At 72.0% G+C, this 13,740-nt stretch carries 13 protein-coding genes; 3 read left to right on the top strand and 10 right to left on the bottom strand.

Annotated features, from left to right (window positions below):
- Positions 1–141: 141 nt before the first annotated feature.
- The 10 genes from OG737_RS17690 to OG737_RS17645 are packed head-to-tail and all read right to left on the bottom strand — an operon-like array spanning position 142 to position 9,945.
- Positions 142–1,668 carry an NADH-quinone oxidoreductase subunit N gene (locus tag OG737_RS17690; RefSeq protein WP_328927122.1) on the bottom strand — a complete coding sequence of 509 codons (1,527 nt, stop codon included), beginning with the start codon at positions 1,666–1,668 and terminating at the stop codon, positions 142–144.
- Positions 1,665–3,218: an NADH-quinone oxidoreductase subunit M gene (locus tag OG737_RS17685; protein WP_328927121.1), complete on the bottom strand. Its 1,554-nt coding sequence runs from the start codon at positions 3,216–3,218 to the stop codon at positions 1,665–1,667. The genes OG737_RS17690 and OG737_RS17685 overlap by 4 nt, the downstream gene beginning before the upstream one ends.
- 38 nt (positions 3,219–3,256) lie before the next feature.
- Positions 3,257–5,257, bottom strand: coding sequence for an NADH-quinone oxidoreductase subunit L (locus tag OG737_RS17680; RefSeq protein ID WP_405921748.1), 2,001 nt, complete (start codon positions 5,255–5,257; stop codon positions 3,257–3,259).
- Positions 5,254–5,601: an NADH-quinone oxidoreductase subunit NuoK gene (gene nuoK / locus OG737_RS17675; protein ID WP_328927119.1), complete on the bottom strand. Its 348-nt coding sequence runs from the start codon at positions 5,599–5,601 to the stop codon at positions 5,254–5,256. Before nuoK ends, OG737_RS17680 begins: the two co-directional genes overlap by 4 nt.
- A complete protein-coding gene (locus OG737_RS17670; RefSeq protein ID WP_405678987.1) occupies positions 5,601–6,206 on the bottom strand; it encodes an NADH-quinone oxidoreductase subunit J in 606 nt (201 codons plus the stop codon). Before OG737_RS17670 ends, nuoK begins: the two co-directional genes overlap by 1 nt.
- On the bottom strand, positions 6,203–6,835 hold the full coding sequence (locus tag OG737_RS17665) for a NuoI/complex I 23 kDa subunit family protein (protein WP_405922429.1): 633 nt from the start codon (positions 6,833–6,835) through the stop codon (positions 6,203–6,205). Before OG737_RS17665 ends, OG737_RS17670 begins: the two co-directional genes overlap by 4 nt.
- Positions 6,832–7,800: a complex I subunit 1 family protein gene (locus OG737_RS17660; RefSeq protein WP_328927117.1), complete on the bottom strand. Its 969-nt coding sequence runs from the start codon at positions 7,798–7,800 to the stop codon at positions 6,832–6,834. The genes OG737_RS17665 and OG737_RS17660 overlap by 4 nt, the downstream gene beginning before the upstream one ends.
- On the bottom strand, positions 7,797–8,972 hold the full coding sequence (locus tag OG737_RS17655; RefSeq protein WP_328927116.1) for an NADH-quinone oxidoreductase subunit C: 1,176 nt from the start codon (positions 8,970–8,972) through the stop codon (positions 7,797–7,799). The genes OG737_RS17660 and OG737_RS17655 overlap by 4 nt, the downstream gene beginning before the upstream one ends.
- Entirely contained in the window at positions 8,969–9,547 is a 579-nt protein-coding gene (locus tag OG737_RS17650; protein ID WP_328927115.1) for an NADH-quinone oxidoreductase subunit B family protein, read from the bottom strand. Before OG737_RS17650 ends, OG737_RS17655 begins: the two co-directional genes overlap by 4 nt.
- A complete protein-coding gene (locus OG737_RS17645) occupies positions 9,538–9,945 on the bottom strand; it encodes an NADH-quinone oxidoreductase subunit A (protein WP_405921747.1) in 408 nt (135 codons plus the stop codon). The genes OG737_RS17650 and OG737_RS17645 overlap by 10 nt, the downstream gene beginning before the upstream one ends.
- 147 nt (positions 9,946–10,092) lie before the next feature.
- On the opposite strand from OG737_RS17645, the gene OG737_RS17640 reads away from it, so the two are divergent.
- The 3 genes from OG737_RS17640 (at position 10,093) to OG737_RS17630 (ending at position 13,665) form a co-directional block, all read left to right on the top strand.
- Positions 10,093–11,259 (top strand): sensor domain-containing protein, encoded by a 1,167-nt coding sequence (locus OG737_RS17640; protein WP_328927113.1) that lies wholly within the window; start codon positions 10,093–10,095, stop codon positions 11,257–11,259.
- Positions 11,260–11,460: 201 nt separating this feature from the next.
- Positions 11,461–12,750 carry a sensor histidine kinase gene (locus OG737_RS17635; RefSeq protein ID WP_405921746.1) on the top strand — a complete coding sequence of 430 codons (1,290 nt, stop codon included), beginning with the start codon at positions 11,461–11,463 and terminating at the stop codon, positions 12,748–12,750.
- A 255-nt stretch (positions 12,751–13,005) separates the two neighbouring features.
- The gene (locus OG737_RS17630) at positions 13,006–13,665 is read left to right on the top strand and encodes a response regulator transcription factor (RefSeq protein WP_328930375.1); all 660 of its coding nucleotides are present in this window, start codon (positions 13,006–13,008) and stop codon (positions 13,663–13,665) included.
- Positions 13,666–13,740 lie beyond the last annotated feature (75 nt).

Here is a 13,740-nt window from a genome sequence, read left to right as displayed (position 1 = left end):
CCCGGAGCGAGGGCCTACGGTCCAGTGGACCCTCCCTTCCTGGTCAACGCGAGGTGAGGGCGTCAGGTTCCCAGGGCGCGGCCGCCCCGCCGCCCGCATGGCGGGGGCGGCGGGGCCCGGGTGGGCATTACTCCGTACGGGCTACTGCGGGAAGAGGCTGCCCGACGCGACGCGCAGGACCAGCTGCGGGGCGCCCGAGAGGACCACGGCGGTCACGGCCGTGACCACGATGGCCGCCGTGACCGGCCAGGGGGCCTTGGTACGGGTCTCGGCCGCGCCGTCGGGCGTGCGGAACAGCAGCGCGGTCCACCGCAGGTAGTAGTAGAGGGCGATGACGACGTTGATCGCCATGACCACGGCCAGCCAGCCCAGGCCCGCGTCGACCGCGGACTGGAAAACGGTCACCTTGGCGAAGAGCCCGATGATGCCCGGCGGCAGGCCGGCCAGGCAGAGCAGGAAGAACGCCAGCGAGAGGGCGACGAGCGGGCGCTCGGCGTACAGGCCGCGGTAGTCGCTGATCCGGTTGAGCCGCTTCGTGCGGGCGACCAGCGCGGCCACGGCGAAGGCGCCCAGGTTCACGACGGCGTACATCAGCGCGTAGGCGACGGTGGCGCCGATCTGGTCGCGGCCGGAGTAGGCGGCCGCGGCGATCGGCACCAGCAGGTAGCCGGCCTGGCCGACCGAGGACCAGGCGAGCAGCCGTACGGCGCTGTTCGGGCGGTCCGCGGACTGCCGCAGCGCGGCGGCGTTGCCCACGGTCATGGTGAGCGCGGCGAGGACGGCCAGGGCCGGGCCCCAGATCTCGGAGTACGCCGGGAAGGCGATCACCGTGACGAGGATGAGGCCGGTGAAGCCGACGGCCTTGCCGATCACCGAGAGGTACCCGGCGATCGGCAGGGGGGCGCCGACGTAGGTGTCGGGGACCCAGAAGTGGAAGGGGACGGCCGCCGTCTTGAAGGCGAAGCCGACGAGGGTGAGCGCGACGCCGGCCATGGCGAGGGTGTCGAGCTGCCCGGGGACGTCTTCGAGACGGTCCGCGATCTGGGTGAGGTGCAGGGAGCCGGTGGCGGCATAGACGAAGCTGACGCCCATCAGCGACACGGCGGTGGCGGTGACGGAGGAGAGGAAGAACTTGAGGGCGGCCTCGGAGGAGAGCCGGTCGCCGCGGCGCATGCCGACCAGGGCGAAGGCGGGCAGCGATGCGACTTCGAGGGCGACGATCAGGGTGGCGAGGTCGCGGGAGGCGGGTAGCAGGGCGGCGCCGGCTGCGGACGAGAGCAGCAGGAACCAGTACTCGCCGGCGGGCATGCGCGCGTCGCGGACGGCGGTGACCGACAGCACGGCGGTGACCAGGGCGCCGGCCAGCACCAGGAACTGGATGACGAGCGTGAAGTGGTCGGCGACGTAGCTGCAGGCGGCCGGGTCGGTGGTGAGGCAGAAGGTGGTGCGTTCGCCGGCGCGCAGCGGCAGCAGGGTGGCGGTCGCGGCGGCGAGGCCGGCGACGGAGACCCAGCCGAGGACGGGCTTGGCGCGCTCGGGCACGAAGAGGTCCGCGATCAGGACGGCCAGGCCGACGGCGGCGGTGACCACGACGGGCGCGAGGGCGAGCCAGTCGACGGACTGGACCAGGCTGGGGGTCTCGGCGGAGAGGGCCGTGAGCGCCGTCATGCGTTGCCTCCTGCGAGGAGCTTCTGGACGGCCGGGTCGGTGAGGCCGAGGAGGACCGCGGGCCACAGGCCGGCGAGGACGGTGAGGGCGGCGAGCGGGGTCCAGGCGGCGAACTCGTAGCGCTGGATGTCGGCGACGGCGAGCTCGGAGCCGGTCTTCGGGTCGCCCATGCAGACGCGCCGTACGACGATCAGGAGGTAGGCGGCGGTGAGCAGGGTGCCGAACGCTCCGATGGCCGTGTAGGTGAGGAAGGCCGGGCGGGACAGGCCCTCGGCGGGGTCGAAGGCGCCGAAGAGCGACAGCATCTCGCCCCAGAAGCCGGCCAGGCCGGGCAGGCCGAGGGAGGCGACGGCGGCGAAGGCGAGGAGGGCGCCGAGGCGGGGGGCGCGGCCGTAGAGGGCGGCGCCGGTGGCTCCGGCGAGGGTGTCGAGGTCGGCGGTGCCGTAGCGGTCCTTGAGGGCGCCGACCAGGAAGAAGAGGAGGCCGGTGATCAGGCCGTGGGCGATGTTGGCGAAGAGCGCGCCGTTGACGCCGGTGGGGGTCATGGACGCGATGCCGAGGAGCACGAAGCCCATGTGGCCGACGGAGGAGTACGCGATGAGGCGCTTGAGGTCGCCCTTGTTCCCCTTGCGGGCCAGCGCGAGGCAGGCGAGGGATCCGTAGACGATGCCGACGGCGGCGAAGGCGCCCAGGTAGGGGGCGAAGGTGGCCATGCCGTCGGGGGTGATGGGGAGCAGGATGCGGACGAACCCGTACGTGCCCATCTTGAGCAGGACGCCGGCCAGCAGGACGGAGCCGACGGTGGGCGCGGCGGTGTGCGCGTCCGGCAGCCAGCTGTGCAGCGGCCACATCGGGGTCTTGACGGCGAGGCCGAGGCCGATGGTGAGGACGGCCAGGAGCTGGGTGGTGTGGGACAGTTCGCGGCCGTTGTCAGACGCGAGTGCCACCATGTCGAAAGTGCCGCTCTTCAGTCCGATCAGCAGCAGACCGAGCAGCATGACGACGGAGCCGAGGAGGGTGTAGAGGATGAACTTCCAGGCGGAGGCCTTCCGCTGAGCACCGCCCCAGCGGGCGATGAGGAAGTACATCGGGATGAGGACCATCTCGAAGGCGAGGAAGAAGAGCAGCAGGTCGAGGACGGCGAAGGTCGCGAGGGTGCCGGATTCGAGGACGAGGAGCAGCGCGACGAAGGCCTTCGGGGAGGGGCCCTCGGGGAACTTGAAGTAGCTGTAGAGCGCGCAGAGGAAGAACAGCAGCGCGGTCATCAGGAGGAGGGGGAGCGAGATGCCGTCGATGCCGAGGTGGATCCGGACGTTCAGCGCCGGGATCCAGCTGATGTCCGTCGTCGCCTGGAAGCGGGACGGGGCGTCGTGGTCGAAGCCCAGGGCGAGGGCGATCGCCGCGGCGAGGATGACGCCGGTCACGGTCACTCCGTGGCGGAGCACGGCCTGTTCGGGGCTCTTGCCCTTGAGGCCGGGCGGGGCCGGCAGGAGGGCCGCGACGGCGCCGAGGAGCGGTGCGGCCACGACGAACGCCAGAAGGAACTGCATCACGGACGGGCTGATATCAATCACGGCTGACTCACGGCTCACGATCCGGCGTTGACGTTGGCGAGGACGGCGGTGGCGATCGCCAGGACTACGGCGCCGGCGAGCAGGGCGCTCAGGTAGCTCTGCACGTTGCCGGTCTGGGCACGGCGTACGAGGCTGCCGAACAGCCGGGTTCCGGTGCCCGCGCCGCGGACGTACGTGTCCACGACCTCGCGGTCGAGGAAGCGGACCAGGCTTGCCGCCGCGCGGACGGGGCGGACGAAGAGCCGGTCGTAGACGGCGTCGAGGTGGAAGCCGTCGGCCGCGTGGCGGTGCAGCGGGCCGAGGAGCGCCTTGCCGGGGTCGGGGGCGGCGCCCGCCGGGACGGCGGGGTGGTCGTGGGTGACCTCGGCGACCTCGGGGGTCTCGGCGGCGGACTCCGCGGCGGCGGCGGACGCGGACAGGCCCGCTCCGTATCCGACCGTGGCGGCCTTGACCGTGGCGCGCTGCCAGAGGGCGTAGGTGAGCATCACGCCGATGACGGCCGCACCGGTGCCGAGGACCGAGGTGACCAGGGTCGGGGTGAGTTCCCTGCCGCCGAACCAGTCGGCGAGGGAATCGGCCGCGAGGCCGAGGCCGATCGTCGGGATCGCGAGCAGCCACAGCACGCCGGTCATGGCGACGGGCTCCTTGCCGTGGTGGGGTGCGGCCGCGCCCCGGCCGCGGAAGGCCATCAGCCACAGCCGGGTGGCGTAGGCGGCGGTGAGCAGGGCGGTCAGCACACCGGCGACCAGCACCAGCCAGCCGGCGCTGCTGGGAGCGAACTCCGAGTGGCCGGTCGCGGTCTGCTCGGCGGCGACGAGGACGGCTTCCTTGGAGAAGAAGCCGGCGAACGGCGGGATCGCGGCGAGCGCGAGCAGCGCGATCGTCATCGTCCAGAAGGCGTCGGGGATGCGCTTGGCCAGGCCGTCCATCCGGGACATGGCGGCCAGGGAGTTCGTACCGGCGGCGTGGATGATCACGCCCGCGCCGAGGAACAGGAGCGCCTTGAAGGCACCGTGGGACAGGAGGTGGAAGACGGCGGCGCTGCGGTCGCCGACGGCCAGGGCGCCGGTCATGTAGCCGAGCTGGCCGATCGTGGAGTAGGCGAGCACCCGCTTGATGTCGTCCTGGGCGAGGGCGGCGAGGCCGGAGCCGACCATCGTGACGGCCGCCATGACGGCCATGACCACCAGCGCGGCGCCGGAGGCCGCGAAGACGGGGAGGAGGCGGGCGACGAAGTAGACACCGGCGGCGACCATCGTCGCGGCGTGGATCAGCGCGGAGACCGGGGTGGGGCCCGCCATGGCGTCGGGGAGCCAGGTGTGCAGCGGGAACTGCGCGGACTTACCCGCGACTCCGGCGAGCAGGAGCAGTGCGATCAGCGTCGGGTGGTCGAGCCCGCCCGCGGCGACGGTGCCCAGGATCTTCGTGATCTGGAAGGAGCCGGCGTCGGCGGCGAGCGCGAACAGGCCGATCAGGAAGGGGATGTCACCGAGCTTGGTGACGAGGAAGGCCTTCAGGGAGGCGGAGCGGGCCGCCTCGGTCTCCCAGTAGTGGCCGACCAGGAAGTACGAGCAGATGCCCATGACCTCCCAGCCGACCAGCAGCACCATCAGGTCGCCGGAGTAGACGACGAGCAGCATCGCGGAGGTGAACAGTGAGACCAGAGCGGCGTACGACGGGTAGCGCGGGTCCTCGCGGAGGTACGCCGTCGAGTAGATCTGTACGCAGGTGGCGACGACCCCGACCAGGACTGCGACCAGCGCGGCGAAGCCGTCGATGTAGAGCGAGAGGTCGATCGGTACCGAGCCGGTCGGAGTCAGCTCGGTCGCGGTTTCGATCGGCCGACCGCCGCCCTGGCGGACGGCGACGAGCACGGCCAGTACGGCGGCGCCGAGCGTCGGCAGGATCGCGAGGGGCCTGACGAATCCGGGGGCGGTGCGGCCGAAGAACAGTCCCGCGACCGCGCCCAGGAAGGGGAGGAGGGGGACGAGGACGGCGAGGGTCGTGGTGCTCACGCGGTGACCTCGCTCTGGTTGTTCGGGGCGGGCTCGTGGCCCTCGGCGGTGTCGCGGAGCCGGTCGACGTCCGAGGTGCCCCGGTTGCGGTACACCATCAGCACGATCGCGAGGCCGATGCCGATCTCTGCGGCGGCGATGGCGATGGTGAAGAGGGTGAGGGCCTGGCCGGCGTGCAGGGTGTCGCGCAGCCAGACGTCGAAGGCCACCAGGTTGAGGTTGACGGCGTTGAGCATCAGCTCGACGGACATCAGGACCAGGATGGCGTTGCGGCGGGCGAGCACTCCGTACACGCCCGTGCAGAAGAGGAGCGCCGCGAGCACGGCGGGGTAGGCGAGGTGCATCAGCGCTGCCCCTTCTTGGCGCCGGAGCCGGCACCGGCGTCGGCGGGGTCGTTCCTGCGGGACAGCACGATGGCGCCGATCAGGGCCGCGAGGAGGAGGACGGAGAGCGCTTCGAAGGGCAGCACCCAGTGCTGGAAGAGGATCTCGCCGGAGACCTTCGTGGAGCCCTGGACGGGGCCGTCGAGGTCGATCCAGGTCGTGCGGAAGGCGTCGACGACGACCCAGACGAGTGCGACGGCCGCGACGCCGGCGACGCCGGTCGCGACCCAGCGGTTGCCGGAGTCGGCGTCCGGGGAGCGGCCGATGGGCGCCTTGGTGAGCATCAGCCCGAAGAGGAGGAGGACGACCACGGAGCCGAGGTAGATCAGGACCTGGACCCAGGCGAGGAACTCCGCGGTCAGCAGCAGGTACTCGACGGCGATGCCGCCGAGCGCGACGACCAGCCAGAGGGCGGCGTGCACCAGTTGCTTGGTGGTGACCGTGACGAGGGCCGCGCCGAGGGTGGCGAGGCCCACGAGGAGGAACGCGATCTCGACGCCGGCCGGGGAGAGGAAACCGGGCCCGGTGGCGGTGGCGGCTGCTGCCAGGGTGGCTGCGGGGCTCACGCGTCTCCCTCCGGGCTGGTCGGCGAATCGGGGCTGTTCGGCGGTTCGGTGCTCGTCGCCTCGGCGGCTTCGGCGGTGGCGGCTTCGGCAGCGGCGGCGGCCGCCGCGGCGGCTTCGGCCTTCTCCACGGCCTTGCGGGCGGCGGCGATCTCCTTGGGCTCCTCGGCGGCCGGGTCCAGTGCGGGCGGGGCCGGGACGGTCCACATCCACTCGCGGAGCTTGTCGCGCTCGTGGGTCAGGTCGTGGATGTCGGTCTCCGCGTACTCGAACTCCGGCGACCAGAAGAGGGCGTCGAAGGGGCACACCTCGATGCAGATGCCGCAGTACATGCAGAGGGAGAAGTCGATGGCGAAGCGGTCGAGGACGTTGCGGCTGCGCTCGCGGCCACCGGGAGTGGTGGCCGGGACCGTCTCCTTGTGGGAGTCGATGTAGATGCACCAGTCGGGGCACTCACGGGCGCACAGCATGCAGACCGTGCAGTTCTCCTCGAACAGGCCGATGACACCGCGGCTGCGGGGCGGGAGCTGGGGCTGGACCTCGGGGTACTGGGCGGTGTGCGAGCGCTTCGTCATCGTGCGCAGCGTCACCGCGAGGCCCTTGGCGAGGCCGGATCCGGGGATGGGCATCAGTTCATCGCCACCTTCACGATGCCGGTGAGCGCGATCTGGGCGAGCGCGAGCGGGATGAGTGTGGTCCAGGCGAGCTTCTGGAGCTGGTCCTCGCGCAGGCGCGGGTAGCTCACGCGGAGCCAGATCACGACGAAGGCGAGGATCGCGACCTTGAGCAGGGTCCAGACCCAGCCGAGACCGTCGGCGCCGAAGGGTCCGTGCCAGCCGCCGAGGAAGAGGACGGTGGTGAGGGCGCAGAGGACGACGATGCCGGCGTACTCGGCGAGCAGGAACAGCGCGAAGCGCAGGCCGGTGTACTCGGTGTACGCGCCGAAGATGATCTCGGAGTCGGCGACGGGCATGTCGAAGGGGGGCCGCTGCAGTTCGGCGAGGCCGGCGGTGAAGAAGACGAGCGCGCCGACGATCTGCCAGGGCAGCCACCACCACTGGAAGCTCTCGACGATTCCGAGGAGGGAGACCGTCCCGGCCGCCATGGCCACCGAGGCGGCGGCGAGCAGCATGGGGAGCTCGTAGGCGAGCAGCTGGGCGGCGGTGCGCAGGCCACCGAGCAGGGAGAACTTGTTCGCGGAGGCCCAGCCGGCCATGAGGGAGCCGAGGACTCCGACGCCCATGACGGCGAGCACGAAGAACAGGCCGGCGTCGATGACCTGGCCGACCGCGCCCTCGCCCGGACCGATCGGGATGGCGAGGAGGACGAGGAGGTACGGGAGCAGGGCGACGGCGGGGGCGAGCTGGAAGATCCGCCGGTCGGCGTTGGCCGGGACGATGTCTTCCTTCTGCGCGAACTTCACGCCGTCGGCGACGAGCTGGGCCCAGCCGTGGAAGCCGCCGGCGTACATGGGGCCGAGGCGGCCCTGCATGTGGGCCATCACCTTGTGCTCGGTCTGCCCGATGACGAGCGGGAGCACGAGGAAGACGGCGAAGACGACGATCAGCCGCAGGGCGACGTCGAGGACGTCGTTCACGCGTCGCCTCCGGTGGTGTCGGGGGTGGTGTCAGTGTCGGGCCGGCTCGTCTCCGGCGGGGGCGCCGGGGCGTCGGCCTGCGGCCCGGCCGGATCCGGCTTCGCCGGGGGCTCCTCGAAGGCGGGCTTCGGGTTGTGCCAGGGCGCGTCGGCGCTGCGCGGAGCCGGCCGCCGGGCCGCCTCCGGCGCGGGCGTCCCGGTGCCGGCGTCGGCTTCGGCCTCGGCCTCGGTGGTCTGGCTCGCCGAGCCGTCGGCCGCCGAGCGGGCCCGGCGGGCCGGGCGCGCGGCTCCGCTTTCCGGCGCGGCCGGGGCTTCCGAACCCGCCGGGGCCTCGGGCACGGCCGGGGTCGTCGGCGTGGCCGGGGTTTCCGGCGCGGGCGCGGCCTGGCTCGCCGAGCCGTCCGCGACCGAGCGGGTCCGGCGGGGCGGGCGGGGCTGGGCCTCCGTCGCCGAGGCGTCCGCCGGCTGGGTCGCCGAGCCGTCCGCGACCGATCGGGTGCGGCGGGCCGGGGCGCCCTCGCGCGGGGTGCGTGCGGCCGCGCCCGTCGCGCCCGCGGCGCGCGGGGTGCGGGCCGGGCGGGCGGGGGCCGGCGGGAGCTGGCCCTTCATCGGGCCCCAGTCGTTGGGGTCCGGGACGCCCGGCGGGAGCATCTGGCGGCGCTTGGGCGCATCCGGATCGTGGGCTTCGCCCGGCTCCTTGGCGCCGGGCCAGGCCTTGGTGACCCGCGCGGCCAGGACGAAGTCCTTGCGCAGCGGGTTGCCCTCGAAGTTCTCCGGGAGCAGGAGGTGGACCAGGTGCGGGTGGTCGGTGAAGACGACCCCGAACATCTCGAAGGTCTCGCGCTCGTGCCATTCCGCACCCGCGTACACGGCGACCGCCGAGGGGAGGGAGGGGGCGGCGTGCGGCACGGTCGTGCGCAGCAGGAGCCGGCGTACCCGGTGGTTCTCCAGCGAGACGACGTGCGCGCAGATCCGGAAGCCGGTGCCCGGCTCGTCCACCGCGCTCAGCCAGTCGAAGTACGTGCAGCCCAGCTTGTCCCTGGCGATCTCCAGGGAGGAGATCCAGGAGCCGACCGGGACGTCCACCGTCAGGACGTCGTACGAGGACGAGCCCACGGCCTCTTCGCCGAAGACCGCCGGCGCCGCGTCGGGAAGGGAGTCGTAGAGGTTCACGCGTCGGCCCCAGGGGGTGTGACCAGGCCGCTCGTCAGCTGGGCCACGGACGGACCCGACGCATAGCGGTCCGCCAGCGACTCGCGGGCGATCTTCTCCTGGAGCTTGAGGATGCCCTGGAGGAGGGCCTCGGGGCGGGGCGGGCAGCCGGGTACGTACACGTCGACCGGGATGATCTGGTCGACGCCCTTCGTCACGGAGTACGAGTCCCAGTACGGGCCTCCGCAGTTGGAGCAGGCGCCGAAGGAGATGACGTACTTCGGCTCCGGCATCTGCTCGTAGAGCCGCTTCACGGCCGGTGCCATCTTGTCCGTGACCGTGCCCGAGACGATCATCAGGTCAGCCTGCCGGGGCCCGGGCGCGAAGGGGATGACGCCGAGGCGGATGAAGTCGTGGCGGGCCATCGACGCGGCGATGAACTCGATCGCGCAGCAGGCGAGGCCGAAGTTGAAGACCCACAGGCTGTACCGGCGGCCCCAGTTCAGGACCACCTTCATCGGTTCCGGGGCGAGGCGGGAGAGCACTCCCAGGCGCTTGGGCTCCGGGAGCATCACAGGCTCTGGTGTCACGTCCATTCGAGGACGCCCTTCTTGTACGCATAGAGCAGGCCGACGGCCAGGAAGCCCAGGAAGATGAACATCTCCACCAGCGTCGTGGCGCCGTAACCGGCGGCGCCGAACACCGTCGCCCACGGGAACAGGAAGATCGAGTCGACGGCGAAGATGACGTAGAGGAAGGCGTAGACGTAGTAGCGGACCTGGGTGTGCGCCCAGCCCTCGCCGACCGGGTCCACGCCGCACTCGTAGGTCAGCAGCTTCTCGGGGGTCGGGACCGTGGGCCGCAGCAGGCGGCCGGCGCCGAAGGCCACGGCCACGAAGAGCACACCGATGAGCGCCAGCAGGCCGACGACCGAATAACTCCGGAAGTAGTCCGCCGCGAGCACGGTTACGGTCGATACCGTTGGTTCGGGCACGTCCGTTCCTCGCTCCTCGGTCACTGTCGACGATCTGTTACACGCGGGAGTCTAGGGCCTGCCTCACACGGGGTGGGGTTATCCCCCGTTCACAGCACCCCGGCCACCCCATGGCATGAGCGGACCGTACTTGGCAGGCTGTCCCGCATGACCACCAGCCAGGGCATCCCCGACAACGACCGGCCTCCGCCCGTCCGCGCTGTCTTCAGCGCCGTGACGTGTAAGGAGATCGCCTATCTGGTCAGCAATTTGCCGCTGGCGATCCTCGGATTCGTTTACGCAGTTGTCATGGTTGCGGGCACGGGCGCACTGTCCGTGACCGCGGTCGGACTTCCGCTGCTCGCATGTGGTCTCTATCTGTCTCGGCAGTTGGGACGGCTGGACCGGGCGCGGGCCCGGGCGCTGTTGGGCGTGCGGGTGGACGAGCCGACGCCGATACCCGGCCCGCGGCGGGCCGGGTTCTTCCCCTGGCTGTGGACGAGCATCAAGGACCCGGTCGGCTGGCGGACGGTGCTGTACCAGCTGGTCCGGCTCCCGTGGGGGTTGCTCACTTTCACGGTAGCGCTGAGCGGGCTGTTCGTGCTGTGGCCGGTGCTGCCGTACGTGGTGCGGATGCTGGCGAACGCGGACCGCGCGATGGTGCGGGGGCTGCTGTCGCCGTCCGACGAGCTGGAGCGGCGGATCGCGGAGCTGGAGTCCGACCGGGGCGTGGTCGTCGACACCGCCGCCGCGGACCTGCGGCGCATCGAGCGCGATCTGCACGACGGGGCGCAGGCGCGCCTGGTGGCCCTCGCGATGGGGCTGGGCCTGGCGAAGGAGAAGCTGCTGGAGGACCCGGAGGGCGCGGCGGCGATGGTCGACGAGGCCCACGGGGAGGTGAAACTGGCGCTCCAGGAGCTACGGGACCTGGCGCGCGGGATCCATCCGGCGGTGCTGACCGACCGGGGGCTGGACGCGGCGCTGTCGTCGGTGGCGGCGCGGTGCGTGGTGCCGGTGAAGGTGGCGGTGGACCTGCCGGCGCGGCCGGCGGAAGCGATCGAGGGCATCGCGTACTTCGTGGTGTCGGAGCTGCTGCAGAACGTGAGCAAGCACGCGCGGGCGCAGGGCGCGAGCGTGGAGGTGTGGCGGGCGGGGCCGCGGCTGCTGATCCGGGTGTCGGACGACGGGCGGGGCGGGGCCAGTACCTCCGGCGGGAGCGGGCTGGCGGGGCTGGCCGAGCGGCTGGGCGCCGTGGACGGGATCTTCGTCGTGGACTCTCCCGAGGGGGAGGGGACCGTGGTCACGGCGGAGCTGCCGTGGCGCGACCGCGCGTAGCCGCGCCCTCGTTTTCGATCGGGACCCCCGTCCGGGTGGGCGGGGGTCCCGTCGCGCGTCCGGGTGCGGCGATGCCCCGGGGGTGGGGTTAACCCCCCTTCCGGGAGACCGACCCGCCGCATGGTTCGCGCCGGGAGCGGGCGACAGGGTGGTGGGGTAACGAGGAGACGGAAAGGGCGGGTCGGGATCATGGGCAACGGCATGGGCACGGGCGGTGGGATCGGCGCGGTGCTGCGGGCTCCTGTCGAGCGGCGGACCTGGCGCGAGTTCGGGTACCTGCTGATCGGGCTGCCGCTGAGCATCCTGTACTTCGCGCTCGCCGTCGCGGGCCTGAGCCTCGGCGCCGGGCTGCTCGTCACCTTCCTCGGGGTCCCGGTCCTCGCCGGCATGCTCGCCATGTGCCGCGGGTTCGGCCACCTGGAGCGGGCCCGGGTGCGCGGCCTGCTCGGGACCGCCATCGCCGATCCGGCGCGGATCCGGGCCAGGAAGAGCGGCCCCCTCTCCGCGATGGGGGCGCTGCTCAAGAGCGGGAGCGCCTGGCGGCACGCGCTGTACTCGGTGATCCACTTCCCGTGGGCGGTGTTCAGCTTCTGCGTGGCACTGACGTTCTGGGCGGCAGGGTGGGCCTACCTCCTGTACCCGGTCTGGTTCTGGGTCTTCCCCGCCTTCACCGACCAGCCCGGCCTCCAGCTCTTCCAGAACGACGGCTACTCCTTCTACCTCGACTCGCCCGCGGAGATCGCCCTCACCTCTCTCGTCGGACTGGCCTTCACGCTCGCCACCCCCTGGGTGATCCGGGCCCTGACCACCGTCGACCGGGTCATGGTCGGCGGGCTGCTGGGGCCGTCCCGGCTGGACAGCCGGGTGAGCGAGCTGGAGTCCGACCGGGGCGTGGTCGTGGACACCGCCGCCGCCGACCTGCGGCGCATCGAGCGCGATCTGCACGACGGGGCGCAGGCCCGGCTGGTGGCCCTCGCGATGGATCTGGGGCTGGCCAAGGAGAAGGCCACGGAGGATCCGCGGGCCGCCGCGCGCATGGTGGACGAGGCCCACGGAGAGGTGAAGATCGCCCTCCAGGAGCTGCGCGACCTGGCCCGGGGCATCCACCCGGCGGTACTGACCGACCGGGGGCTGGACGCGGCGCTGTCCTCGGTGGCCTCGCGGTGCGCGGTTCCGGTACGGGTGACCGTGGATCTCCCGGCCCGGCCGGCGGCGTCGGTCGAGGGGATCGCGTACTTCACGGTCTCCGAGCTGCTGCAGAACATCAGCAAGCACGCGCGGGCCCGGGTCGCGAGCGTGGAGGTGTGGAAGTCCGGGGAGCGGCTGCTGGTCCAGGTCGCCGACGACGGCCGGGGCGGGGCGGGCGCCGGGGCCGGGACGGGGCTGGCGGGGCTGGCCGAGCGGCTGGACGCCGTGGACGGGGTGCTGGTCGTCGACTCCCCCGTCGGCGTGGGGACCACGGTGACCGCCGAGCTCCCCTGGCGGCCGTAGCGAGCCTCCGGGCGCCTGCCGGAAGACGTCTCGGAACGTCCCGGCAGGCGCCTCGGCACGTTCCCGGCAGGGTCCCGGCACGTGCCGGCCGACGCCTCGGTGTCTCCCGACACCGCCGGCGTTCGAAAACTCCCCCCGTACGCCCACTCGTTGGTCCGGCCCTGCCTTGATCCGGCCTTGAGGCTGGGATGCTTGGCTGTGCCAGGGAGTGCGGTATCGAGTGGACGCGGGAGCTGCTGAATCGTGAACGACAGGGTGCGGGTGGTCATCGCCGAGGACTCGGTGCTGCTTCGTGAGGGCCTGACCCGGCTGCTGACCGACCGGGGGCATGACGTCGTGGCCGGCGTCGGGGACGCGGAAGCCCTGATCAAGACGGTGGCGGAGCTGGCGGCAGAAGACGCGCTGCCGGACGTGGTGGTGGCCGACGTGCGGATGCCGCCGACGCACACCGACGAAGGAGTACGGGCCGCCGTACAGCTGCGGCGCGACCACCCCGGGATAGGCGTGCTCGTGCTGTCCCAGTACGTGGAGGAGCAGTACGCCACCGAACTGCTGGCCGGTTCCAGCACGGGTGTCGGGTATCTGCTCAAGGACCGGGTGGCCGAGGTCCGGGAGTTCCTGGACGCGGTCGTACGGGTGGCCCGGGGCGGTACCGCCCTGGACCCCGAGGTCGTCGCCCAGCTGCTCGGCCGCAGCCGCAAGCAGGACGTGCTGGCGGGTCTGACCCCGCGCGAGCGCGAGGTGCTCGGCCTGATGGCCGAAGGCCGCACCAATTCCGCCGTCGCGAAGCAGTTGGTCGTGAGTGACGGAGCGGTGGAGAAGCACGTCAGCAACATCTTCATGAAGCTCGGCCTGTCGCCGAGTGACGGGGATCACCGGCGCGTACTGGCCGTTCTCACCTACCTGAAGTCTTGATCGACTGACACTCTGTCAGATATGGCATACCGGTCGGGCCGTCTCGATGGGCGGTCCAACGGTCCAGAATGTGGC

Source organism: Streptomyces sp. NBC_00122, from assembly GCF_045160845.1.
In the GTDB taxonomy this organism is placed as follows: Bacteria; Actinomycetota; Actinomycetes; order Streptomycetales; family Streptomycetaceae; genus Streptomyces.
Note: the sequence above shows the minus strand (reverse complement) of the source record. Positions and strands in the feature narration are given on the sequence as shown.